Source organism: Rhodopseudomonas sp. BR0C11, from assembly GCF_010820945.1.
In the GTDB taxonomy this organism is placed as follows: Bacteria; Pseudomonadota; Alphaproteobacteria; order Rhizobiales; family Xanthobacteraceae; genus Rhodopseudomonas; species Rhodopseudomonas palustris_H.
Genome location: NZ_QTKI01000028.1, coordinates 1 through 22,157 on the forward strand (window position 1 = coordinate 1; position 22,157 = coordinate 22,157).

Below are 22,157 nucleotides of genomic sequence, written 5' to 3' on the forward strand. Positions count from 1 at the left end.
GGAAGTGCTGGCGCGATTTCCCGGCGCCAAGCTGACCGTGCGGCGCCTCGCCCCCGAGCCGGTGGAGATCGAGTCTGATATGGACGATCCCTCCGAGCGAATTGACGACGACGATTAGCGATCTGAAAGGAAACCGATCATGGCTGACTTTCTCGGCATGATGAAACAGGCTGCCCAGCTGCAGTCGAAGATGAAGGCGATGCAGGCCGAGCTCGACCAGATCGAGGTCGAGGGCCTGTCGGGCGGCGGCCTCGTCAAGGTACGGATGAGCGCCAAGATGGAGGTGCGTGGCATCTCGATTGATCCGTCGCTGATCAAGCCCGAGGAGCGCGAAGTGCTCGAAGATCTGCTGGTGGCGGCGCATGGCGACGCCCATCGCAAGGCGGAAGCCGCGATGCAGGAGAAGATGCAAGCGCTGACCGGTGGCCTCGGCCTGCCGCCCGGGCTCGGCCTGGGCTAGTCTTTCTCGCCTTTCGATTCGCGCCTTAGACGCCCGTCTCGGCAATGAGAGTGGCGAAGCGTTGCGTCGACGCGTCTGATCAACCCACGGAGACGGAGTCCCGATGGCCGGTGCCGCAGGCCCCGAGATCGAACGTCTGATCCAGTTGCTGGCGCGGCTGCCCGGATTGGGGCCGCGCTCGGCGCGGCGCGCCGCGCTGCATCTGATCAAGAAGCGCGACGCGCTGATGGCGCCGCTCGCCTCGGCCTTGCAGGTCGCGATCGACAAGATCGAAGTCTGCAGCACCTGCGGCAACATCGACTCGCAGAATCCGTGCACGGTCTGCACCGATCTACGGCGCGATTCCTCGATCATCGTGGTGGTGGCCGACGTTGCGGATTTGTGGGCGCTCGAACGCGCCTCTGCCACAAACGGCCGGTACCACGTTCTGGGGGCCACGCTCTCGCCGCTCGACGGCGTCGGTCCCGAGGATCTGACGATCGATGCGTTGGTGAAGCGTGCGCATGATCCCGGCATCGCCGAGATCATTCTGGCGCTCAACGCCACCGTCGATGGCCAGACCACCGCACATTACGTCACCGACCTCTTGCAGGACGCCAACGTCAAAGTGACCCGGCTCGCCCATGGCGTGCCGGTTGGTGGCGAACTCGACTATCTCGACGAAGGGACGCTGTCGGCGGCGATGCGACAGCGCACTTTGTTCTGACTCAACCGGATTGGACCTGATGACTCAGCCACGCTTCATGCTCCCGACGATTGCTGCGCTTGCCCTGACGCTCGTTGCCTCCGGGGTGTCCGCGCAAGATGCGCAGCAGGGCGGGACGCAGGCGGCGCTGCCGAAGCCGACCGCGCTTCGCGTCGGCGATGTGCTCAGCGGTGAACTCAATGCGCTGAAGACCCGGGCCAAGGGCAAGAACGGGCCGGTGTATCAGCTCGTCAGCGAGCCGCGCCGGCTGCCGGCGCCGGCAGGCTTGTGCAATCTCGAGAATGGGCCGGAGACCTTCCAGATCGTGCCGGCCGACGATGCCCAGGCGTCGCAGCTCAAGACGCACCGCGGCAAGCATGTTGCGCTGAAGATCGAGTCGGTCAGTTGCGCCAACGAGCCCGGCCAGATGAGCGAAGCCGTGGTGACCAAGTGGAGCCTGCTGAAGTAATCGGCGGGATGATCCGTCAGACCTTCACCGGACCGAGCGCCGCGAAATGGCCGCGGCGCTGCAGCCACGCCAACAGCAATAGGCTCGGGATCGCGACCGCGACGCAGATCGCGAAGAACGCCGGCCATCCGGTCGCCTTTGCCACATAGCCGGCACCCGACGACAGATAAGTCCGCCCGACCGCAGCGAGCGCGGTCAGCAGGGCGTATTGGGTGGCAGTGTGCAGCGGGTTCTTACACAGCGCCGACAGATACGCGACGAAGATCACCGTGCCGATCGCGCTGGTGAAGTTCTCGGCGCTGATCGCCAGTGCCAGCGCCCATTGGTCGACACCGACAATGGCGAGCCACGAGAACGACAGGTTGGCGACCGCCTGCAGCAGGCCGCCGATCCACAGGCTGGCGGCCAGCGAATAACGTCGCGCCACGAAGCCGCCCGCAAAGCCGCCGATCAGCGTTGCGGCCAGTCCGACGCCTTTGACGATCGCCGCATAGTCGTTGCGGGTGAAGCCGAGGTCGATCACGAACGGGGCCGTCATGGGGCCGGAGAACGCATCGGTGAACTTGAACAGCACCACGAAAGCCAGCGCCGCGAATGCATCTTTGCGGCCGAGGAATTCGGAGAACGCACCGATCGCCGCCTGGGTGACGCGGCGGAACGCGCTCTCGCCGCTGGTTGCAGCTTCGGCCCGCGCCGACTGCTCCGGCTCGGTGGCGAGCAGCGCCGTGACGGTGCCGATCAGCACCATCGCGGCCATCGTCACATAGCCCCACATCCAGGATTCAAGCCGGGTTCGTCCGGTGGATTCGTAGGCGCTGACCAGGAACAGCGCGCCTGCGGTCGAGATCAGCATGCCGATGCGATAGGCCGCCACATAGGCGGCCATACCGGCGGCCTGTTCTTGTTCCGGCAGGCTCTCGACCCTGAAGGCATCGACCACGATGTCCTGGGTGGCCGAGGTGGTGGCAACCAGCAGCGCACCGATCGCGACGTAGAGCGGCGACTTCGCCGGGTCCGCGAATGCCAGCACCAGGATGGCGGCGATCAGCAGCAGCTGGGCGAACACTAGCCAGCCGCGGCGCCGGCCGAATGTCCGGGTGAACAGCGGCACGTGCAGCGCGTCGACCAGCGGAGCCCAGATGAATTTCAGCGTGTAGGGCGTGCCGACCAGCGCGAACAGCCCGATCGTGCCGAGATCGACGCCGGATTCGCGCATCCACACCAGCAGCGTCGAACCGGACAGCGCCAACGGCAGGCCGGAGGAGAAGCCGAGAAACAGCACCACCAGCACCCGCGGCTGCAAATACACCGCCATCGCCTCGCGCCAGCTCGGCTTGGTGACGGCTACTTGCGACGGCGCCTCGGGATTCGACGCGGGATCTGGAGCATTCATGCGTGGTTGGTAGCAGATTCGACGGAAGCCGGGCATCAAAGTCCGTCATCGCCAGCTTGTCCGGGCGAACCAGTACTCACCATGATTTGTGTGAAGCACGAGGCCATGCTGGACGATGTGGCCGCTGAGCTCTGGAATGCTGGGTCGCCCGCTTTCGCGGGCGACGACGGCGGGGTGGGTGGCGCGGCCTCAGCTCGGCGCGACTTCGTCAATTTTGAAGGCGCGCGAGGCGAACAGATCGGCGCGATCGGGTGCCAACGGAGCTTCGGGGGCAGGGGCCGATGCGGACTCGGCGGTCGAGTCGCTGAAATCCAACTCCTCGATCCGAGCGGCGCGGCGCTCGATCTTGTCGGCGGAGATCAGGATCTGGCGGACGTCGTCGGTGACTTGGCCGAAATGGGTCTGCAGTTTGGTGACACGCTCGCGCAAGCGCGCCAGATCGTCACCGAGACTGAGCACCTCGGTGCGGATCTGATCGGCGGCGTCGCGCATCCGCGCGTCTTTGAGGATCTGCTGCATCACCTGGATCGCCAGCATCAGCAGCGACGGCGACACCAGTACGACACGTGCTCGGTAGGCCTTCTGGATCACGTCGTCGAAGCCGTCGTGGATCTCCGCATAGACCGACTCCGACGGCACGAACATCAGCGCGGTGTCCTGGGTCTCGCCCGGGATCAGGTATTTGGACGCGATGTCGTCGACATGGCGCATCACGTCGGTGCGGAGCCGCTGCGCGGCGGCCTTCTTGGCTTCTTCGGTGGTCGCCTCGCGCAGCGCCGTCACCGCTTCCAGCGGAAACTTGGCGTCGATGCACAGTGGCCGCTGATCCGGCAGCAGCACCACGCAGTCCGGTCGCTTGCCGGTCGACAGCGTGTATTGGAACGCGAACGAGCCCTTCGGCAGCCCGTCCTGCACGATCGTTTCCATCCGCGCCTGGCCGAACGCGCCGCGTGCCTGCTTGTTGGCGAGCACGTCGCGCAGGGTCGTCACCTGGTCGGTCAGTTCGGTGAGGTTGTCATGGGCGCGGTCGATGATGCCGAGCCGCTCGTGCAGCGCTTGCAGGCTCTGCATGGTGTAGCGGGTCGACTGGGTCAGCGACTGGCCGAACCGGTGGGTGACGCTGTCGAGCCGTTCGCTCATCGCCCGCGCCATCTCGGCCTGGCGGCCGGCAAGCGCCCGGCCCATCGCATCGACCCGGCCGTTGGCCTCGTGCTGGGCCCGCATCAACACCGCCAGCCGCTGGTCGATCTCCGCGGTCCGCCGCGAGGCGCTGCCGCGGGCGACCAATACGGCGATGATCGCGAGCAGGGCCAGCGCGAGTGCGGCGAAAGCTGCGGCGGCCATGCCGAGGCTGATCGGCACTTCGCCGAGCCTGAACAGAATCTGGTCCATCGCCGCCGGTGTAGCAGATTGCACAGCCATCAAGAACGAAGATAGAACATGACGCTGAACAGACCTTTAAGGCAGGCCGCGCCGAAAGTGGCAGAAGCTCCGGTCGGTCCCGGATTGACCGCAACGTCGGCGCCGCTTAAATCGCCGCCATGGCCCTACGCGAAATCATCATTCTGCCCGACAAACGGCTGCGCGAGATCTCCAAGCCCGTCACCGAGGTGACGACCGAGATCCGCAAGCTCGCCGACGACATGTTCGAGAGCATGTATGAGGCCCCCGGAATCGGGCTGGCGGCGATCCAGATCGCCGAGCCGGTGCGGCTGATCACGATGGATATCGTCCGCAAGGAAGGCGACGGCAAAAGCGATCCGCGCGCCTTCATCAATCCGGAGATCATCGGCGCCTCGTCGGACATGAACGTGTACGAGGAAGGCTGCCTGTCGATTCCGGAATACTACGCCGAGGTCGAACGGCCCAAGACGGTCCGGATCCGCTACACCGACCTCGACGGCAACGTGAAGGAAGAGGACGCGGACGGTCTGTTCGCGACCTGCATCCAGCACGAGATCGACCATCTCAACGGCGTGCTGTTCGTCGATCACCTATCGAAGCTGAAGCGCGCGATGGTGATCCGCAAGTTCGAGAAGGCTGCCAAGCGCGGCATTAAATACGTCTGAGCGCTCGCGCAGGTGATCGGCCGGCGCGTTCTGACGCTCGGCCCTCCGTCGCCCAGACCTGTCCGGGACTCTGACGCCATGCCGCTTCGCCTCGTCTTCATGGGAACGCCCGAGTTCGCGGTACCGACGCTGCTGGCGCTGGCGGCCCATGGCCACGACATCGCTGCGGTTTATACGCGCGAGCCGAAGCCGGCCGGTCGGGGCATGAAGCTGCAGGAGACGCCGGTTGCGCTTGCCGCGCACCGGCTGCAGGCGCCCGTGCTGACGCCCAAGACGCTGCGCACCGATGAGGCGCTGGCGAACTTCCGCGCCCACGAGGCGGACGCGGCCGTCGTCGTCGCTTATGGCATGATCCTGCCGCAGGCGATTCTCGATGCGCCCGAGCTCGGCTGCTACAATTTGCATGGCTCGCTGCTGCCGCGCTGGCGCGGCGCCGCGCCGCTCAATCGTGCCATCATGGCCGGCGACGCTGAGACCGGCGTGATGGTGATGAAAATGGACGTCGGGCTGGACACCGGCGATGTCGCGATGGCCGAGCGGATCGCCATCACCGATGCCATGACGGTCACCGACGTGCATGATCAGCTCGCCCGGCTCGGTGCCGATCTGATGGTGCGGGCGATCGCGGCGCTGGAGCGCGGCGGGCTGCAGCTCACCAAACAAAGCGAAGACGGCGTCACCTACGCGGCCAAGATCGACAAAGCCGAAGCCAAGATCGATTTCGCCAAGCCAGCGCGCGCGGTGCTGCGCCACATCCACGGCCTGTCGCCGTTTCCGGGCGCGTGGTGCGAACTGCCGATCGAAGGTCAGGCGGTGCGGATCAAGGTGCTGCGCTGCGCGCTCGCCGAGGGGCGTGGAACGCCGGGCGAAGTGATCGGCCATGATCTCACGATTTCTTGCGGCGACGGCGCGATCCGGATCGCGCAATTGCAGCGCGCCGGCAAGCAGCCGATGACCGCTGAAGAATTTCTGCGCGGCACGCCGATCGCGAAGGGCGTGCGAGTGGGGTAGGCTGAGGCGGAGGCTGAGCGCCACCCCGCCTTCGGCCGTCACCACCCGCGAAAGCGGGTGGCCCAGTATCCTAGAGCATTCGCGATCTGTTACTGACGCTCTGCAATACTGGGTCGCCCGGTCAAGCCGGGCGATGACGACAGAATTCGGGGCCACGCCGCGCCCAAAAAATGAGTCGCATGCCCCGCTACAAACTCACCATCGAATATGACGGCGCGCCGTTTTGTGGCTGGCAGTTGCAGCCGGCCCTGCCATCGGTGCAGGGCGCGCTGGAGGCCGCGGCGCTGGCGACCTGCGGCGAGGCCGTGCGGGTGCATGGCGCTGGTCGCACCGATGCCGGTGTCCATGCGCTGGGGCAGGTCGCGCATGTCGATATTCCGAAGCCGTTCCGCGCTGACAAGCTCCGAGACGCGCTGAACGCCCATCTGCGTCCCAACCCGGTCGCGGTACTGGCGGCCGAAATTGTGCCGGACACATTCGAAGCGCGGTTCTCGGCCGTGCGGCGGCACTATCGCTATCGCATCGCCAACCGCCGCTCCAATCTGGCGCTCGACATCGGCAAAGTGTGGCGAGTGCCGAAGCCGCTCGATACCGACGCGATGCACAGCGCCGCGCAGGTGCTGATCGGCAAGCACGACTTCACCACCTTCCGCGATACCGAGTGCCAGGCCGCCTCGCCCGAAAAGACCCTCGATGTGCTCGATGTGATCCGCAACGGCGATGCAGTCGATATCACCACCAATGCCCGCTCCTACCTGCACAGCCAGGTCCGCTCGATGGTCGGTTCGCTGGTGTGGGTCGGCGAAGGCCGCTGGACCGCGGACGACCTCGCCGCCGCGCTCGCCGCGCGGAAGCGCTCTGCCTGCGGCCCGGTCGCCCCGCCGGAGGGGCTGTATTTGATGCAGGTGGATTACTAAGCCACATGGCCGTCATTCCGGGGCGCGCGTAGCGCGAACCCGGAATCCCGATGTTGTAGCGAACGTAACGGTGCCTTGAATCTCGGGATTCCGGGTTCGCGAGCTGTGCTCGCGCCCCGGAATGACGGAAGAGAGGTCGTTGTTACTTGAAATATCTCTCCAGCACGCCGCGGTAGATCGCGGTCAGCTTGTCGAGGTCGCTGACCGGCGTGCGTTCGTCGATTTGGTGCATGGTCTGGCCGACCAGGCCGAATTCGACCACCGGGCAGTATTTAGCGATGAAGCGCGCGTCCGAGGTGCCGCCGCCGGTGTTGAGATTGGGCTTGCGGCCGGTCACTTCGGCGATCGCGGCGCCGACCAGATCGGTGAAGGCGCCGGGCTTGGTGACGAACACGTCGGCATTCGCCGGCAGCCACTCGATCCGGGCGCGGATGCGATTGCCGCACGCGACCGCCAGCCGCTGTTCGACCAGCGCCTTCAGCGTCTCCTGGGTGTGGTGATCGTTGAAGCGGATGTTGAACTTGGCGCGCGCCTGTGCCGGGATCACGTTAGTGGCGGCGTTACCGACATCGACCGAAGTGAATTCCAAGTTGGACGGTTGAAATTGCGCGGAGCCATGATCGAGCGGCTCGTCGTTCAACGCGGTAATCAGCCTGGCGATGTCCGGCACCGGATTGGCGGCGCGGTGCGGATAGGCGACGTGGCCCTGGACGCCGTCGACGATCAGCATACCGGATTGCGAGCCGCGCCGGCCGATCTTGATGGTGTCGCCGATCGCCTCGACATTGCTCGGCTCGCCGACGATGCAGTGATCGAATTGTTCGCCGCGCTCGGCGGCCCATTGCAGCAGCTTGACGGTGCCGTTGACCGCGACGTCTTCCTCGTCGCCGGTGATCAGGAACGAGATCGAGCCCTTTGGCTTGCCGCCGATCGCCGCCAGATAGTCCAGCGTCGCCGCCACCGCGCAGGCGATGCCGCCCTTCATGTCGACCGCACCGCGGCCGTACAGCAGGCCGTCCGCAACGTCGCCGGCGAAGGCGCCGTGAGTCCAGGCGCTGGCTTCACCTGGCGGCACCACATCGGTGTGGCCGGCAAAGCAAAGATGCGGCGCGCCGTCGCCAATCCGCGCATACAGGTTGTCGATGTCTGCGGTGCCCAGCTCCGAGAATGTGACGCGATGCACGGTGAACCCTGCGCCCTTGAGCAGCGTCTCCAACACATCGAGTGCGCCGGCGTCCGCCGGAGTTACCGAAGGGCAGCGCAGCAGGTCTTGGGCGATCGAAAGCGCAGTCGGAGTCGAGGTCATCAGGTCAGCGTGCCTTGCGGCTCCAGAGGATCAGGGCCGTATTGATTAGGACCGCGGGTGCCGCGCAGGCAGCCGAGTTCGACGAAGCCCCAGATCGCGATGGCGAGCCCGATCAGTGCCAGCACCAGGCTGACGGGGCTGTCTTCCATGGTCTGGTTGGAGCCGCCAAGCAGGCTCGGGCCGAACCAGAACAGCAGGATCCACCAGCCGCTCTTGTCGCGGTCGTGCAGCCGTTTGATGCCGGTGGCCAGGCCCGACCAAGTGCCGGCAAGGCCGAGTGCGATCGCGATCAACCAGATCAGGAGCGCGCCGCCGGCGAAGCGGAACAGCTGCTCGGGATCGACGCCGCCGAGCCAGGCGATGGCCAGCACGGTGAACACCATCCAGGCGGCGACGTAGATCAGTCCGACCAGCCAGTATTTGGCGCGATTGATCCGACCTCGAAAGCTGAAGAACAGCGTGGTCCAGTCCATTCGCGCCTCCTACAGGTGTCAGTCCCGCAGCAATTCGTTGATCGAGGTCTTGGAACGGGTGCGCTCGTCGACGCGCTTGACGATCACCGCGCAGGCGGTGGCCGGGCCGGGGGCGCCGTTCTTCATCGGCTTGCCGGGCAGGGTGCCGGGCACCAGCACGGCATATTCCGGCACTTCGCCGACAAAGATTTCGCCGGTCTCGCGGTCCACGATCTTGGTCGAGGCACCGAGGAAAACACCCATCGCCAGCACCGCGCCCTTGCGGACGATCACGCCCTCGGCGACTTCGGAACGGGCACCGATGAAGCAGTCGTCCTCGATGATCACCGGCCCGGCCTGCAGCGGCTCGAGCACGCCGCCGATGCCGGCTCCGCCGGAAATGTGCACGCGCTTGCCGATCTGGGCGCAGGAGCCGACGGTCGCCCAGGTGTCGACCATGGTGCTTTCATCGACGTAAGCGCCGAGATTGACGAAGGACGGCATCAGCACCGCGTTCTTGGCGATAAAGGCGGAGCGGCGCACGATCGCGCCCGGCACGGCGCGGAAGCCGGCCTCGCGGAAGCGGTTCTCACCCCAGCCCTCGAACTTCGACGGCACCTTGTCCCACCAGTTGGCACCGCCGGGGCCGCCGGCGATCACGCCCATGTCGTTGAGCCGGAACGACAGCAGCACCGCCTTCTTCAGCCACTGATTGACCGTCCAGGTGCCGGAGGCGTCGCGCTGCGCCACCCGCACCTTGCCCTGGTCGAGCAGATCGAGCGCATCCTCGACGGCCTGACGAATCTCGCCCTGCGTCGCCGCGGTAACGGTGTCGCGCGCGTCGAAAGCGGCGTTGATGGTAGATTCCAGGGCGGTGAGCGGCATCGACGGGTCCTTGGGAGGCTGATTTCAGGGAGAGTTTTGCGGAGTGTTGTCCGGATTCGCCGGGTCGGAGTCAAGGCGCCGCCGCGCCCCCCAAGTCATCGCCCGGCTTGTCCGGGCGATCTAGTATTCCAGAGCATTGGGCCGTCTGGGAGGTCTCCGATGTCGCGTCAGTTTTATGTCTACATCTTGGCCAATCGAATCGGCGGGACGATCTACGTTGGCGTCACCAATGACCTCGTCCGTCGCACAGCCGAGCACAAATCCAAAGAGGTCGAGGGTTTCACGCTGCGCTACGGCCTCGATCGGCTGGTGTATTTCGAAGTCTTCGACGATGTCGAGAATGCCATCCGGCGCGAGAAGCGGTTGAAGAAATGGCCGCGCGACTGGAAGGTCAGACTGATCGAACAGCACAATCCGGATTGGAATGATCTGTACCCGGAGATCGCCGGTCCGCCCTGACCGGCGCTCTGGAATACTGGATCGCCCGCCTGCGCGGGCGATGACGGCGTGGAATATGGCCACCGCGTCGTTCCCCCCTCCCACGTCATCGCCCGGCTTGTCCGGGCGATCCAGTATTCCAGGGCTAAGGACGGAAGATCGCAAGCGGTCTACAATACGAGGCTGCCTGCATCCGGCGGCGATGACGATCGAGGCTGTGGACACGTTGTGGCTTACAGCGAACTCAGCTTCCCCAAGAATCCCGTCAGATCATCGGTCACGTGATCGACATGGGCGGCGTCGCGGCCTTCGAGCTCCCAGTCTTCGCGGACCACGTCCTGGCTGTCGTCAGGCACCACCAGCACGGTGGTCATGCCGAGCTGGTGCGGCACGGTGAGGTTGCGGGCGAGGTCTTCGAACATCGCGGCGCGGGCCGGGTCGACACCATGGCGGTCGAGAAAACGGCGGTAGGTCTGCGGCGCCGGCTTCGGCTCGAGGTCGGCCGCAATGATGTCGAACACCGCCTCGAAATGATGGCCGATGCCGAGCCGCTCCAGCACTTTGCCGGCATGGGCGGTGGAGCCGTTGGTCAGGATCAGCTTGCGGCCGGGCAGTCGCTCGATCGCGTCGCCCATCGCCGGATTCGGCTGCAGCGGCGAATGGTCGATAGCGTGGACATAAGCCAGGTAGTCGTCGGCGTGGACGCCGTGCTCGGTCATCATCCCGCGCATCGTGGTGCCGTAGCGCTTGTAGTAATCCTTCTGGATACGGAAGGCCTCTTCCGGCGAAACCTTCAGCCAGTTGGCGACGAAGTCGCGAATCCGCGCATCGACCTGCTGCCATAGGTTGAGGTGATGCGGGTACAGCGTGTTGTCGAGATCGAACACCCAGGTCTCGACGTGATCGAAGCCGCGTTTGCCGAGCTGCATCATGGGGCGGACAACCTCAATGTCTTACCGCTACTCAGGTCGACGGCCGCGAAGCCGGTGGCGGCGAGGCCGCGCGCCGCGCAATCGCCTTGCTCGCCGATCTCGAACTTGCTGTCACGCGTGCACAGCGTCACGCCGCCGCCCCAGTTCAGCGCACGGCCTTTGATGGTGACTGGCCGGCCGCTGCCGTCGACCGCTTCGGCGAAGCTGAACACCCGCTTCGGCTGAGCGCTGAGGTCGGGACGCAGGCATTGGCCGGGCGCGACGCCGTACCAGCCGCGGCCGGTGATGGTCTTGCCGTCGTCTTCGCCGACCGCCGCCGGCCATGCTCTTGTACGTGGTGCCGTTGCACCAGGTCAGCCCGCTGCCGGACGGCTGCTGCACCGCCTTGATCATCACGTCGAAGAAATCCGGCGCATCGACGATCTCGGGCTTTAGGCCTCGGCTCTTGAGGAAGGCGGACAGCGCGGCCTGCGTCTTCGGGCCGTCGACGCCGTCGATCGGCGAGGCGTCGTAACCGGCGATCACCAGCAGCCGCTGGATCGCGGCGAGCTTGGCCTGTTCGTCGTCGTAGCCGGAGTCTTCGGCCAGATACGCGATCTTGTTGCCGTCCTCCGTGTCGGTGGGCTTGATCTCGGTGAAGGCGGCGAGCGTCTGGCCGCCGCGGCATTGCCGCGCGGCGGCGATGACGAAATTGTCCTCGGCGATGCACAGCCGGTCAGTGCCGTTCTGCGGCAGAGGCGAGACGCCGTACACCGGCAGCGCGCGGGCATTCAGCATGATGCGATCGGCATTGAGCGCGCCTTGCACCACGACCCGGCATTGCGCCGGATCGATCCGCAGCCAACCGCGCGAGGCGGTGGTGCCGTTGGAATCGACCCCTATTGCCGTTTCGACCACATAGCTCATGCGGTTGCAGAGCTTGAGGTCGGCGTGTGCGGTCGTGCTACCAATCAAGGCGAAAAAGCCAGCCGCGAAGATCGCCTGCCACCTGCACGACCTCATGGTGAGGAGGCGCGCTCTGCGCGCCGTCTCGAACCATGCGGACCCGCGGCCATCCTTCGAGACGCCCGACGCCGCCCTACGGGGCGCGTCGGGCTCCTCAGGATGAGGCCCGAACGCATGGCCGGGCATAACGCCATTAAAGCGCGGGCTCCGCATCACTTGTGGATCAGCGTGCCGGTGCCCTGGTTGGTGAACAGTTCGAGCAGCACCGCATGCGGGACCTTGCCGTCGAGAATGACGACGCCTTCGACGCCCTGTTCGAGCGCGTAGATGCAGGTCTCGACCTTGGGGATCATGCCGCCCGAGATGGTGCCGTCGGCGATCAGCTTGCGGGCATCCTTGATCGACAGTTCGGGGATCAGCTTCTTGTTCTGGTCGAGCACGCCCGGCACGTCGGTCAGCAGCAGCAGGCGCTTGGCCCGCAGCGCACCGGCAACCGCACCGGCGAAGGTGTCGGCATTGACGTTGAAGGTCTGGCCCGACGCGGAGGTCGCCAGCGGCGCCAGCACCGGGATCAACTCGTGGCCGATCAGCTGGTTGAGCAGGGTCAGGTCGACCTTCTCCGGCTCGCCGACGAAACCGAGGTCGATCACCTCTTCGATCCGCGAATCCGGATCGACCATGGTCCGCGTCGCCTTGGTGGCGGACACCATGTTGCCGTCCTTGCCGCACAAGCCGACGGCCTTGCCGCCCGCCTCGTTGATGTAGCCGACGAGCTGCTTGTTGATCGAGCCGGCCAGCACCATCTCGACGATCTCGATGGTGGCGGCATCGGTGATGCGCAGCCCCGCGGCGAATTCCGACTTGATGCCGAGGCGCTTCAGCATCTGCGCGATCTGCGGGCCGCCGCCATGCACCACCACCGGGTTCACCGCGGTCTGCTCGAGCAGCACGATGTCGCGCGCGAATGCCTTAGCGGTGTCTTCGGCGCCCATGGCGTGACCGCCGTATTTGATGACGATGGTTTCTTCGTCGTAGCGCTGCATGTGCGGCAGCGCTTCGGACAGAATCCGGGCCTGATCGAGCGGGCTGATGACGGGCACGTCGGTCATGAAGCGGTCTTTCGAGCTGAAGGGACGATCTGAACGAGCAATTCCGGGGCCGTTGCGGCGGGACAGATCGCTAGCACTTCGGCGCAGCCGATCCTAGGGGCGGAATCCGCCGCCCGGACTCGCGCTAGCGTCGTGGCCACAGCGCGGCGACCGCGAGCAGGAGCCAGCTTCCGATCAACACTGAGCCACCAGTCGGCGCCGCCATCGGAAACAGGCCGTGGCCGGTGAACTGCAGCAGCGTCAGCGCTCCGGCGAACAGCGCAGTGCCGAGCACAAAGCCGAACGTCGCCGCCAGCCCGGCAATCCGGTGGGCGATACCGCGCTCGACCAGCAGCACGGCCGCCGAAATCGCGCAGGCATGAAACAGCAGCATCGAAGAGGCCGGACCGAGCCGGCTGGCATCCGGCAGATGCGCGCTCGCCGCCGCCAGGGCGACACCGGCAGCGCCGTAAAGCCCGGCGATCACGATCGACAGGCGGAGCAAGGCGTTCATCATCGCCGCTCGTCGAGGAGGCGGATCATCGCCGCCCGCAGCTCCGGCATTCCGGCGCCGGTGCGCGAGGAGGTGGTCAGCACTTCCGGGAAGGCGGCAGGGTGCTTCGCCAGCGCCGCGAGGGTCGCGGTCACCCGCTCGGCAAGCTCCGCGGCTTTGACCTGATCGGCCTTGGTCAGCACGATCTGGTAGCTGACCGCGGCCTTATCGAGCGTCTTCAGGATGTCGAGGTCGACGTCCTTTAGCCCGTGGCGGCCGTCGATCAGCACATAGACCCGGGCCAGCGTGGCGCGGCCCTGCAGGAAGTGGTGGATCAGCGAGGTCCAGGACGCGACCTTGGCCTTCGAGGCGGCGGCGTAGCCGTAGCCCGGCATGTCGACCAGCCGCAGCCCGGCATTCGGCGGACCTTCGAAGAAGATCAGCTCCTGAGTCCGGCCCGGGGTGTGTGAGGTTCGGGCAAGGGCGTTGCGGCCGGTGAGCGCGTTGATCAGGCTCGACTTGCCGACATTGGAGCGGCCCGCGAAGGCGACCTCGACACGGCCCATCGGGGGCAGCGTTTCGATCGACGGCGACGCCCAGATGAAATGCCAGTCGCCGGCAAACATCTTGCGGCCGCGTTCGATCAAGTCGGGATCGATGGCGTCGGTCATGCGGCGAGAGTCCAGGAGCGGCGCAAATGTGCGCCCGGCAGGGTCGTCATTCCGGGGCGGGTGCCCCGGAATGACGTGAAGGTCAGGTCGTCTTCTTTTTCTTGCTGAAGGTCGATCTCAGATTGTCCAAGAGCTCTACCTTCACGCCGTTGCGCTGCATGATGAAGGCCTGCTGCGCCACCGACAAAGTGTTGTTCCAGGCCCAGTAGATCACGAGACCGGCCGGGAAGTGCGCCAGCATGAAGGTGAAGATCACCGGCATCCAGGCGAAGATCATCTGCTGGGTCGGATCCGGCGGCTGCGGGTTCAGCTTCATCTGGAACCACATCGTGAAGCCCATCACCAGCGGCCAGGCGCCGAGCACCAGATAGTGGCCGAGCACCGGGATCGCGGTCGGATCGTAGGGGATCAGGCCGAAAAGGTTGAAGATGTTGGTCGGATCCGGGGCCGACAGGTCGTGAATCCAGCCGAAGAACGGCGCGTGCCGCATTTCGATGGTGACGAACAGCACCTTGTACAGCGAGAAGAACACCGGGATCTGCAGCAGGATCGGAAGACATCCGGCGACCGGATTGATCTTCTCCTTGCGGTAGATCTCCATCATTTCCTGCTGCTGCTTCACCTTGTCGTCGGGGTGGCGCTCCTTGAGCGCGGCAAGCTGCGGCTGGATCGCCTTCATCTTCGCCATCGAGGCGTAGGACTTGTTGGCGAGCGGCAGGAACAGCAGCTTGACCAGCACCGTCACCAGCAGAATGGCGACGCCGAAATTCCCGACCAGGTGGAAGAAGAAGTCCAGCGCCAGGAACATCGGCTTGGTGATGAAGTAGAACCAGCCCCAGTCGATCAGCAGGTCGAAGTGGTTCAGCCCGAGCTGGCGATCGTAGCCGCCAAGACCGGCGAACGGGAAGTTGATGCCCACCACCCGCGCTTCCTTGGCGCCGGCGAACAGCCGGGCGTTCGCGGTGACGGTGCCGCCGATCGGAACGGTGCGGGCGTCTTCGAGATAGTCGGTCTGGTAGGTGGTGACGTTGCCGACCTTGTTGGCCGAGAACCGCGCCTGGAGCTGGGCGCTGGTGTCAGGCAGCAGCGCCGAGGCCCAGTACTTGTCGGTGATGCCGAGCCAGCCGTTGGTCGCCTTGAAGCCGACCGACTTGGCTTCGTCGATCTTGCTGTAGCTGTATTCCTGTAGGCCTTGGTCGCCGAGATAGCCGATCAGGCCCTCGTGCAGGATGTAATAGCCTTCGACATGCGGCGTGCCGTGGCGCGAGATCAGCGCGAACGGATACAGCGTCACCGGAGCGCCACCGGTGTTGGTGACGTCGTCCTTGACGGTGAACAGAAAACGGTCGTCGACGGTGATCTGGCGGCGGAAGGTGAGGCCCTCACCGTTGTCCCATTTCAGCGTGATCGGAGTGGCCGGGGTCAGGGCGCCGGTGCCTTCCTGCTCCCACACCGTGTTGTGGTCCGGCAGCTTGACGCTGGCGCCGGCGGCGCCGACCCAGCCGAATTCGGCATAATACGGACGGGCGCTGCCCGACGGCGAGAACAGCTCGATCGGCGGCGACTTCGGATCGACTGTTTCGCGATATTGCGTCAGCGCCAGATCATCGATCCGGGCGCCCTTCAGCGCGATCGAACCGGACAGACGGGGCGTTTCGACCTTGATGCGCGGCCCGGCAGCGAGTGCGGCTTCGCGGCTGACGGTCGGGGCGGCGGCCGGCTGCGGGCTGGCCGGAGCGGCGCCCGGCGCACCGGGCGAAGCCGGCGTCGTGCTCGGCTGCGCCGCACCCGGCGTCTGGGTTTCGGCCTGCTGCTTGGCGGCCTGCTGCTGCGCCTGCTGGGCGGCGCGCTGCTTTTCCATCTGCGGGATGTTGAAGAAGTATTGCCAGCCGAGCAGCACGAGGCCCGACAGAACGACGGCGAGGATGGTGTTGCGATTGTCGGACATCGTCGGGTCTCGTCACTCACGCGGGTTTGGGAGAGCGCCGCGCCACCCGCTCGAGCGCGGTGCGCAGATCGCCGAGCATGACGGCAAAGTCGCGGCTCAGCGCCGCACGGCGTCCGACCAGCACATAGTCGCTGTGCGGCAGCAGAAAACCGCGATCCGTCCGCTTCACCAATTCGCGCAGTCTGCGTCGAATTCGATTGCGTTCGGTCGCGGTGCCGATTTTCTTGGTGACGGTAAAGCCGACCCGGATCGGGCCCTGGTCTTCGCGGCGCAGGCTCTGCAGCACGAAGGCAGGTCCGTTGATCCGCAGCCCGCCGGCAACGGCGATGAAATCCGCCCGCTGCCGTAACCGCTCCATCAACAGGTCCCGGGCAAGCCCGATCAGGCGCTCAGACGCTTGCGTCCGCGGGCGCGGCGCGCCGCCAGCACCTTGCGGCCACCGGTGGTGGCGAGACGGGCACGAAAGCCGTGACGGCGCTTGCGCACCAGTTTGCTGGGTTGATAAGTCCGCTTCACGGGTCGTTCTCCGTCGCCGGGTCAGTTATTCATAAGTGGTGGGTAAGCCCGAAGATGTCGGCTCACGAATGAGCCGGATGCAGCCCAATAATGAACCGCCCCGGGCAGAGCCGGGCCATCGCGGACAGTTGGCGCGGCTTATACGGGAGCGTCCTGTTCTCGTCAATTGCACCCCGCACTGCTTTGGACGTGTCGAAACCGCGCGCTCATCTTCACGAATGAGGAAACGGTAATTTGACCTGCTTCTGGCAAAGGAGCATCTTGACATTAAATATTGTCACGATTCCGGCCGGACAGGGCGGTGAGGAGCGGGCCGAGGGCGACAATCGGTGCAGGCAGCGGACAAACAGCCGGAGACGCACGCGTGGCGGCGCGGCCTGGAGCCTAAAATTGGGCTGTCCGGCAAGCTGCTGCTGTTGACGATTCCGCTGGTTCTGATCGCCGAAATCCTGATCTACGTGCCGTCGATCGCCAACTATCGGCTGAACCGGCTGAACGACCGCCTCGCCGCCGCCAACACCGCGGCGCTGGTGCTGGATGCATCGCCGTCGGGGCGGGTGCCCGATTCCCTCGCGCAGCAGATTCTCGACTCGATTGAAGCGCGGGCGGTGGCGATCAAGATGGGCCAGCAGCGCCGGCTGCTCGCCAGCTCGAATCTGCCGACCAAGATCGATCACGTCGTCGACATGCGGAACGTCACGCCGTGGGGCGCGATCCTGGATTCCTTCGTGGTGATGCTGGAAAGCGGCAACCCGACGATCCGTGTGGTCGGTCCGGCCGAGGGCAATGCCGAATTCATCGAAGTGGTGATCGACGCCGCGCCGCTGCGCAACGCGATGTACCGGTTCTCCAGCAATCTGCTGCTGGTGTCGCTGACCATCACCAGCCTGACCACGGCGCTGATCTATCTGGCGCTGCACTTCCTGTTCGTGCGGCCGATGCGGCGCCTGACCGCCAACATGGTCAATTTCCGCCGCGATCCGGAAAGCCCTGCTTCAATCGTGGTGCCCGGTCCGCGCGGCGACGAAATCGGCCTCGCCGAGCGGGAATTGTCGGACATGCAGCGCGATCTGGTGTCGATGCTGCATCAGAAGAGCCGTCTCGCTGCGCTCGGCTTGGCGGTGTCGAAGATCAACCACGACCTGCGCAACTTGCTGGCGTCGTCGCAACTTCTGTCGGACCAGCTCTCCAGCGTGCCGGATCCGCGGGTGCAGCGGTTCGCGCCGAAACTGGTGCGCTCGCTGGAGCGCGCGATCGCGTTCTGCCAGTCGACACTGTCGTATGGCCGCGCCCAGGAAGCGGCGCCGGACCGCCGCAGCATCCTGATCGAGCCGCTGGTCAACGACGTCCGCGAAACCGCGGGCCTCGCCGACGATGCGTCGGTCACCTGGGTCAGCGCGATCGAGCGCGGCCTGACCATTGATGCTGACCCGGACCAGCTGTTCCGCGTGCTGCTCAATCTGGTGCGCAACGCCGCCCAGGCGCTGGAAGGCCAGCCGCGCAATGACGCCAACCTGCAGCAGATCCGCATCACCGGCCGCCGGGAAGGCTCGGTGACGGTGCTCGAGGTGTCGGATACCGGCCCCGGTGTGCCGCAGAAGGCGCGCGATCACCTGTTTGAGGCGTTCCACGGCTCGGTTCGCGCCGGCGGTTCGGGCCTCGGCCTCGCCATCGCGGCCGAGCTGGTGCGAGCCCATGGCGGCGAGATCAAGCTGGTGGAAGGCACGATTGGCGCGACCTTCCGGATCTCGATCCCCGACCGCCCGGTCGATCTGCACAGTCTGCGCAGCGAGCGCGCGCGCGCCTAACTCTCTACAATTAAAGATTTTTCGAACCCAGTGGCCGTCTACGCGGGCACGCGTTGGCATGGTCGCAGGCTGCCTTTGCTGCTGATAATCCCCAGGACGGCCGCAGCGTCGTCAATCCGTAAGAAAAGAGCAGCCGGGGCGCTTGCCAATCCGAACCGGAGCCGCTAGCTATGGCGGCCTTCGCAGCGCTTCGCCGCTGCGGAACGCCAGCGGCTCCAGGCCTCAACGCCCAGCGAGCCCGCGGCAGACGCGCCCGTAGCTCAGCTGGATAGAGCACCAGACTACGAATCTGGGGGTCAGAGGTTCGAATCCTTTCGGGCGCGCCATTTTGAATTTTTCCGAACTCGATATTTGATGAGGCGGCGACGCAGTGCAATCGCGCTCGCGCGCTCCAGCGCAGCGCGGGTCGTGCCGGCCTAGCGCGTCGACCTGCGTCCCAACGTCCGGATAGGTCTCTCAGTTAAGACGGGTGCTGCGCGGCTCCGCGGGCAGGCTTTCGCAAGCGATGGCGTGCGATAGGCGCCAGAACATCCGGGCGAGGCGGGTGAAGGCGATCAGATCGCGCTGCGGAGCTTCGATGTTCGCCGGCAGCGTGACGGTCTCGATGTCGAGGATCTGATCGAACGGCGCGGAGTCGCCGATCGATTGCGCGATCACCGAAACGCACGGGCCATCATCTTCCGCCTGCTGGGCAGTGGTCGGCGCCAGCCCCGGGTACTGCAGCGGCGCGTAGTAAAACTGATAGGCGCCGTGGCCGATCTGCTTCACCACATCGCTCTGCAGCGTCAGCGGGCCGCCGAAACAGATCAGGCGCGACTCCTGCAATTCCTCGGGCTCGAGCTGCTCCAGATCGCAGAGTTCGAGATCGTCACTGACGGTCAGTCCGGGATTGTGCTCGCGCAGCAGCGCGGCGAGCGCGGGCCGGTGTTCGGCATTGGCGGCGAACAGGATCAGGTTTTTCAGCATGACGAGCTCCTGGAGGTGAAGGCGACCTAGCGACCGCGAGCGATCAGGGAAGCGGGACCGGCGTCTTGCCGATCGAGCTTGGCGAAGAAGTCGTGCGGGATCGGCTGGCCGGGCACGATCTCCGCGACGCGCAGCCGCGCCGATGCTGCCGCTTCGCGAGCGAAGTCGACCTCATCCCGCCAGGCGCACAGCATCAGTTCGAGCCGGCCGAATCCGCCATTGTCGGCTGCGAAGGCGCTTGTTGTGGTCTCGACCGTCGTGGCTACCACCCGGCTGTCCGCGGCCGCGATGTCCCGCAGGATCACCGCAACGCCGTCGCCGGAGGCTTGATGTGACGTCATCACCACCAGCGCGTCACGTCCGCCGGTGCGGCCGGCGCGGCGTGCGGTACGTACCAGCGATGCGAAGCCGGGATCGGGGCCGAGGTCGGCCGAGGTGCCGGGCAGGTCGTGAACGATCGTCGCAGAGGGCTGCGCCGGATCGCCGTGCAGGGTGTGATAGCTGCGCGGCAGCCACACCGTGTCGAGCGCGCTGCGCGACAGCGCGAGGCTCCAAGCCTGGTCGAGCAGATAGCCGTCCCAGACGGTGGGGTGGGCTTTTGCCAGTCGCCGCCAGCCGAGTAGCAGCGCTTTCGCTGCCTCTGAACGTCCGAAATACAAGGTCCGGGCCGATAGCTCCCAGCGATTCCATCGGTGCAGGGCAACGTCGCATTCGAGCTGCGCCGGCAGGAGCGGCGGCGCCTGCAACAACGCGCCAGCCTCGATATAGAGCAGCGGTTCGGGAAACCGCTCCCAGGCCTGCAGAATGAACTCGGCCTTTTCGTAAGCGAGCAGACGGTCGTCGCATTCGCTCATCAGCGGGCTGACATGCGCGGTGAGGCCGAGCGACTGAGCGGCCTGTTGCAGCGGCCAGATCAGATCGTCGCAGCCGTGCTGATAGCAGGACACGATCCGAGGCCGGGCCGTCTCGGATGCATCGGCCGCGAGCGTCTCGGCGTCGCCCACTCCGCCCCACCACATTTCGTGCGGGCCCTCGGCGCCGCATGGTCCGACGGTGCCGAACTCGGTGAGTTTGGACTTAAGGAAATCGAAGTCGGGATTTTCCCCGAACGGCAGCACCACCACGCAACCCCGCGGCAGCGCGCTGCAGAACAGCTCGGCGCCGGCGCCGCTCATCGGCTCGGTCACGATCACCAGCCTGGCGTCGGGGTCCGGCGCTTCGCCGAGACGTTGCACCCGTGCGGGACCCACGCGATCCGCCAGCCAGTCCAGCCGTCGCCGCTGCGACGTCCCGAGCCGCAGCCCGGTTGTTTGCAGCAGTTCGGTGAGCTTGGCGGAGGGGGAGGTCGGCATCATGGCGCGCTCGTTGAAGGCAGGGTTATGACTTCAACGCAGCAGGTCGCCGGATCAGGCGCGGCCGACGCCGGATCCGCTAACAGCCGAGCGGGGTCACTGCGACGGTGTAGATGGTGATGCCGTCCGCCGGCTCGACGGGGATCAGCAGGCAGCCGTCGGCGTCTGGGGCGAGGTAGTGCCTTCCGTTGCGGGTCAGACCGGCCGCGCTGAGGCGGTCGGCTGCGACCGGTATGAACGCTTCGGCGCGCATCGCCTCGGCGGCGGTGCCGCCGCGCTGGATCATCACCCCGTCGATCAGGCCCTCACGCGCGAGCCGGCCCAGGGGCACGGCGATCATGGCGATCCGCATCGCTCCAGACAGCGGAATGCGCAGGCGCAGGCCGCCGAAACCGGTCCGCAGCACCGACACCTCCTGCAGCGATCCCGCGCCGTCCGTACCGAACAGACCGATCCGGAGCGAACCGTGAGGCCGGTCGCCGACCATCTCGCCAGGAAGCTGGCCAGCGCCGAACAATGCATACAGAAAAGCATGCGACTGTGAGTGCGCGGCGAAGCTGCCCGCCATCCACATCGGCGGGGGCGACAGCGCACAGGTTGTCGGCAGGCCCCGCAGCACGATCTGGTCGCCGATCGCGGCGCTGTGGATCATGGGTGCGAGCGTATCGGTGCCGAGATTGACGTCGTGCTGAAATGAGCCGAACAGCGCCAGTTCTTCTTCGTCCGGCAGCAGCAGCAGGCGGCCGAGCGTCGTGGCGGTCGCGCGCGCGGCGACGTCGAGATCCCGATAGGGATCGAGCCCAACCTCGTGGGCGACCCCGCGCGCCGCCGACGCGTAGGTCAGTACGCCCGCTTGAATCTCGGATGTCACCTCGATCTGCGCGGCCGGCCGCGGATCCGGCTCGCGAAGCAGGTGACCGTCCGCATAGTCGCGCACCGAGCCCTCCGCCGAGCAGCAGATCTGCTCGAAGATCGGCGCGTTGCGGATCAGCGTCCGATTGAGATGCGGCGTCAGAACGAGATCGTCGATCAACCCGGAGACGGTGTCCTCCTCGGCGAGCTCGTCGCACGCATCGCCGAGGGCGAGCAAATAGCAGCCGTGGACGCGCAGCTTCAGACCGGCGCGTTTGAAAACGCGGCTCAGCGCCTTCTGCACGCTGGCCGAATAGCCGAGATCGACCAGCAGCAGATCGGTGCAATCGTCGAGGTCGGGAATCTGCTGCCGGATGTAATCGAGCAGGCGTCCGCGCAGGCCCGCCGCGAGCGTTTCGATCTCGTGTGGCTCGACCAAGCTTGGAAGAGCGTCAGCCAGCTCGATGCCGTTGGCGATTCCGCTCTCGCAGCGTCCAAAGT

Annotated in this window: 22 protein-coding genes, 1 tRNA gene and 2 pseudogenes; 9 read left to right on the top strand and 16 right to left on the bottom strand. The window is 65.9% G+C overall.

The genetic code is table 11. From position 1 onward, the window contains the following. The first annotated feature begins 139 nt into the window (after window positions 1–139). The 3 genes from DYI24_RS04310 (at window position 140) to DYI24_RS04320 (ending at window position 1,614) form a co-directional block, all read left to right on the top strand. A complete protein-coding gene (locus DYI24_RS04310) occupies window positions 140–460 on the top strand; it encodes a YbaB/EbfC family nucleoid-associated protein (RefSeq protein WP_107342814.1) in 321 nt (106 codons plus the stop codon). Between the two features lie 103 nt (window positions 461–563). Further along, the gene (gene recR, locus DYI24_RS04315) at window positions 564–1,166 is read left to right on the top strand and encodes a recombination mediator RecR (RefSeq protein WP_164571387.1); all 603 of its coding nucleotides are present in this window, start codon (window positions 564–566) and stop codon (window positions 1,164–1,166) included. 19 nt (window positions 1,167–1,185) lie between these two features. Then, on the top strand, window positions 1,186–1,614 hold the full coding sequence (locus DYI24_RS04320; protein WP_164571388.1) for a hypothetical protein: 429 nt from the start codon (window positions 1,186–1,188) through the stop codon (window positions 1,612–1,614). Between the two features lie 16 nt (window positions 1,615–1,630). Here the strand turns inward: DYI24_RS04320 and DYI24_RS04325 are convergent, their stop codons facing one another. Together DYI24_RS04325 and DYI24_RS04330 are read right to left on the bottom strand one after the other, a co-directional pair. Beyond that, window positions 1,631–3,007 carry an AmpG family muropeptide MFS transporter gene (locus tag DYI24_RS04325; RefSeq protein ID WP_164571389.1) on the bottom strand — a complete coding sequence of 459 codons (1,377 nt, stop codon included), beginning with the start codon at window positions 3,005–3,007 and terminating at the stop codon, window positions 1,631–1,633. Between the two features lie 189 nt (window positions 3,008–3,196). After that, a complete protein-coding gene (locus DYI24_RS04330; protein ID WP_164571390.1) occupies window positions 3,197–4,399 on the bottom strand; it encodes a DNA recombination protein RmuC in 1,203 nt (400 codons plus the stop codon). Between the two features lie 149 nt (window positions 4,400–4,548). On the opposite strand from DYI24_RS04330, the gene def reads away from it, so the two are divergent. From def to truA, 3 genes are all read left to right on the top strand, one after another. Further along, window positions 4,549–5,076: a peptide deformylase gene (gene def, locus DYI24_RS04335; RefSeq protein ID WP_107342818.1), complete on the top strand. Its 528-nt coding sequence runs from the start codon at window positions 4,549–4,551 to the stop codon at window positions 5,074–5,076. Between the two features lie 78 nt (window positions 5,077–5,154). Continuing rightward, window positions 5,155–6,087, top strand: coding sequence for a methionyl-tRNA formyltransferase (gene fmt / locus DYI24_RS04340; RefSeq protein WP_164571391.1), 933 nt, complete (start codon window positions 5,155–5,157; stop codon window positions 6,085–6,087). A 179-nt stretch (window positions 6,088–6,266) separates the two neighbouring features. Continuing rightward, window positions 6,267–7,004 (top strand): tRNA pseudouridine(38-40) synthase TruA, encoded by a 738-nt coding sequence (gene truA / locus DYI24_RS04345; protein ID WP_164571392.1) that lies wholly within the window; start codon window positions 6,267–6,269, stop codon window positions 7,002–7,004. A 142-nt stretch (window positions 7,005–7,146) separates the two neighbouring features. On the opposite strand, the gene dapE is transcribed toward truA, so the two are convergent. The 3 genes from dapE to dapD are packed head-to-tail and all read right to left on the bottom strand — an operon-like array spanning window position 7,147 to window position 9,647. Next, window positions 7,147–8,310 (bottom strand): succinyl-diaminopimelate desuccinylase, encoded by a 1,164-nt coding sequence (gene dapE / locus DYI24_RS04350; protein WP_164571393.1) that lies wholly within the window; start codon window positions 8,308–8,310, stop codon window positions 7,147–7,149. After that, window positions 8,310–8,783, bottom strand: coding sequence for a DUF805 domain-containing protein (locus DYI24_RS04355; protein ID WP_164571394.1), 474 nt, complete (start codon window positions 8,781–8,783; stop codon window positions 8,310–8,312). The genes dapE and DYI24_RS04355 overlap by 1 nt, the downstream gene beginning before the upstream one ends. A gap of 18 nt (window positions 8,784–8,801) precedes the next feature. After that, the gene (dapD, locus tag DYI24_RS04360; protein WP_164571395.1) at window positions 8,802–9,647 is read right to left on the bottom strand and encodes a 2,3,4,5-tetrahydropyridine-2,6-dicarboxylate N-succinyltransferase; all 846 of its coding nucleotides are present in this window, start codon (window positions 9,645–9,647) and stop codon (window positions 8,802–8,804) included. 159 nt (window positions 9,648–9,806) lie between these two features. Here dapD and DYI24_RS04365 point away from each other — a divergent pair, with 159 nt between their 5' ends. Next, window positions 9,807–10,106: a GIY-YIG nuclease family protein gene (locus DYI24_RS04365; RefSeq protein ID WP_164571396.1), complete on the top strand. Its 300-nt coding sequence runs from the start codon at window positions 9,807–9,809 to the stop codon at window positions 10,104–10,106. Between the two features lie 212 nt (window positions 10,107–10,318). On the opposite strand, the gene DYI24_RS04370 is transcribed toward DYI24_RS04365, so the two are convergent. The 8 genes and pseudogenes from DYI24_RS04370 to rpmH form a co-directional block, all read right to left on the bottom strand. Then, entirely contained in the window at window positions 10,319–11,017 is a 699-nt protein-coding gene (locus tag DYI24_RS04370; RefSeq protein WP_164571397.1) for a pyrimidine 5'-nucleotidase, read from the bottom strand. Continuing rightward, a pseudogene (locus DYI24_RS04375) lies at window positions 11,014–12,019 on the bottom strand (DUF1036 domain-containing protein). Before DYI24_RS04375 ends, DYI24_RS04370 begins: the two are co-directional and overlap by 4 nt. 155 nt (window positions 12,020–12,174) lie before the next feature. After that, the gene (gene argB, locus DYI24_RS04380) at window positions 12,175–13,071 is read right to left on the bottom strand and encodes an acetylglutamate kinase (protein WP_107342826.1); all 897 of its coding nucleotides are present in this window, start codon (window positions 13,069–13,071) and stop codon (window positions 12,175–12,177) included. 124 nt (window positions 13,072–13,195) lie between these two features. After that, window positions 13,196–13,564, bottom strand: coding sequence for a DUF423 domain-containing protein (locus tag DYI24_RS04385; protein ID WP_164571398.1), 369 nt, complete (start codon window positions 13,562–13,564; stop codon window positions 13,196–13,198). After that, window positions 13,564–14,214: a ribosome biogenesis GTP-binding protein YihA/YsxC gene (gene yihA / locus DYI24_RS04390; protein WP_164571399.1), complete on the bottom strand. Its 651-nt coding sequence runs from the start codon at window positions 14,212–14,214 to the stop codon at window positions 13,564–13,566. Before yihA ends, DYI24_RS04385 begins: the two co-directional genes overlap by 1 nt. A gap of 82 nt (window positions 14,215–14,296) precedes the next feature. Beyond that, entirely contained in the window at window positions 14,297–16,162 is a 1,866-nt protein-coding gene (gene yidC, locus DYI24_RS04395; RefSeq protein ID WP_164571400.1) for a membrane protein insertase YidC, read from the bottom strand. Window positions 16,163–16,178: 16 nt separating this feature from the next. Continuing rightward, window positions 16,179–16,520: a ribonuclease P protein component gene (gene rnpA / locus DYI24_RS04400; protein WP_011156201.1), complete on the bottom strand. Its 342-nt coding sequence runs from the start codon at window positions 16,518–16,520 to the stop codon at window positions 16,179–16,181. Between the two features lie 23 nt (window positions 16,521–16,543). Further along, a complete protein-coding gene (rpmH, locus tag DYI24_RS04405; RefSeq protein ID WP_006609582.1) occupies window positions 16,544–16,678 on the bottom strand; it encodes a 50S ribosomal protein L34 in 135 nt (44 codons plus the stop codon). Window positions 16,679–17,007: 329 nt separating this feature from the next. Between rpmH and DYI24_RS04410 the strand changes: the two genes are divergently transcribed. Together DYI24_RS04410 and DYI24_RS04415 are read left to right on the top strand one after the other, a co-directional pair. After that, window positions 17,008–18,486 (top strand): ATP-binding protein, encoded by a 1,479-nt coding sequence (locus tag DYI24_RS04410; RefSeq protein WP_164571401.1) that lies wholly within the window; start codon window positions 17,008–17,010, stop codon window positions 18,484–18,486. A gap of 249 nt (window positions 18,487–18,735) precedes the next feature. Beyond that, window positions 18,736–18,812: transfer RNA gene (locus DYI24_RS04415), tRNA-Arg, on the top strand. Window positions 18,813–18,942: 130 nt separating this feature from the next. Here the strand turns inward: DYI24_RS04415 and DYI24_RS04420 are convergent. The 3 genes and pseudogenes from DYI24_RS04420 to DYI24_RS04430 all read right to left on the bottom strand — a co-directional run. After that, window positions 18,943–19,452 carry a hypothetical protein gene (locus DYI24_RS04420; protein WP_164571402.1) on the bottom strand — a complete coding sequence of 170 codons (510 nt, stop codon included), beginning with the start codon at window positions 19,450–19,452 and terminating at the stop codon, window positions 18,943–18,945. Between the two features lie 26 nt (window positions 19,453–19,478). Continuing rightward, the gene (locus DYI24_RS04425; protein WP_164571403.1) at window positions 19,479–20,807 is read right to left on the bottom strand and encodes a hypothetical protein; all 1,329 of its coding nucleotides are present in this window, start codon (window positions 20,805–20,807) and stop codon (window positions 19,479–19,481) included. A gap of 76 nt (window positions 20,808–20,883) precedes the next feature. After that, window positions 20,884–22,157, bottom strand: a pseudogene (locus DYI24_RS04430) (hypothetical protein); the annotation flags it as partial.

Bases quoted from the DNA above. Each gene is read 5' to 3' on its own strand.
- DYI24_RS04310 (WP_107342814.1), top strand. From the start codon at position 140: ATGGCTGACTTTCTCGGCATGATGAAACAGGCTGCCCAGCTGCAGTCG.
- recR (WP_164571387.1), top strand. From the start codon at position 564: ATGGCCGGTGCCGCAGGCCCCGAGATCGAACGTCTGATCCAGTTGCTG.
- DYI24_RS04320 (WP_164571388.1), top strand. From the start codon at position 1,186: ATGACTCAGCCACGCTTCATGCTCCCGACGATTGCTGCGCTTGCCCTG.
- DYI24_RS04325 (WP_164571389.1), bottom strand. From the start codon at position 3,007: ATGAATGCTCCAGATCCCGCGTCGAATCCCGAGGCGCCGTCGCAAGTA.
- DYI24_RS04330 (WP_164571390.1), bottom strand. From the start codon at position 4,399: ATGGACCAGATTCTGTTCAGGCTCGGCGAAGTGCCGATCAGCCTCGGC.
- def (WP_107342818.1), top strand. From the start codon at position 4,549: ATGGCCCTACGCGAAATCATCATTCTGCCCGACAAACGGCTGCGCGAG.
- fmt (WP_164571391.1), top strand. From the start codon at position 5,155: ATGCCGCTTCGCCTCGTCTTCATGGGAACGCCCGAGTTCGCGGTACCG.
- truA (WP_164571392.1), top strand. From the start codon at position 6,267: ATGCCCCGCTACAAACTCACCATCGAATATGACGGCGCGCCGTTTTGT.
- dapE (WP_164571393.1), bottom strand. From the start codon at position 8,310: ATGACCTCGACTCCGACTGCGCTTTCGATCGCCCAAGACCTGCTGCGC.
- DYI24_RS04355 (WP_164571394.1), bottom strand. From the start codon at position 8,783: ATGGACTGGACCACGCTGTTCTTCAGCTTTCGAGGTCGGATCAATCGC.
- dapD (WP_164571395.1), bottom strand. From the start codon at position 9,647: ATGCCGCTCACCGCCCTGGAATCTACCATCAACGCCGCTTTCGACGCG.
- DYI24_RS04365 (WP_164571396.1), top strand. From the start codon at position 9,807: ATGTCGCGTCAGTTTTATGTCTACATCTTGGCCAATCGAATCGGCGGG.
- DYI24_RS04370 (WP_164571397.1), bottom strand. From the start codon at position 11,017: ATGATGCAGCTCGGCAAACGCGGCTTCGATCACGTCGAGACCTGGGTG.
- argB (WP_107342826.1), bottom strand. From the start codon at position 13,071: ATGACCGACGTGCCCGTCATCAGCCCGCTCGATCAGGCCCGGATTCTG.
- DYI24_RS04385 (WP_164571398.1), bottom strand. From the start codon at position 13,564: ATGAACGCCTTGCTCCGCCTGTCGATCGTGATCGCCGGGCTTTACGGC.
- yihA (WP_164571399.1), bottom strand. From the start codon at position 14,214: ATGACCGACGCCATCGATCCCGACTTGATCGAACGCGGCCGCAAGATG.
- yidC (WP_164571400.1), bottom strand. From the start codon at position 16,162: ATGTCCGACAATCGCAACACCATCCTCGCCGTCGTTCTGTCGGGCCTC.
- rnpA (WP_011156201.1), bottom strand. From the start codon at position 16,520: ATGGAGCGGTTACGGCAGCGGGCGGATTTCATCGCCGTTGCCGGCGGG.
- DYI24_RS04420 (WP_164571402.1), bottom strand. From the start codon at position 19,452: ATGCTGAAAAACCTGATCCTGTTCGCCGCCAATGCCGAACACCGGCCC.
- DYI24_RS04425 (WP_164571403.1), bottom strand. From the start codon at position 20,807: ATGATGCCGACCTCCCCCTCCGCCAAGCTCACCGAACTGCTGCAAACA.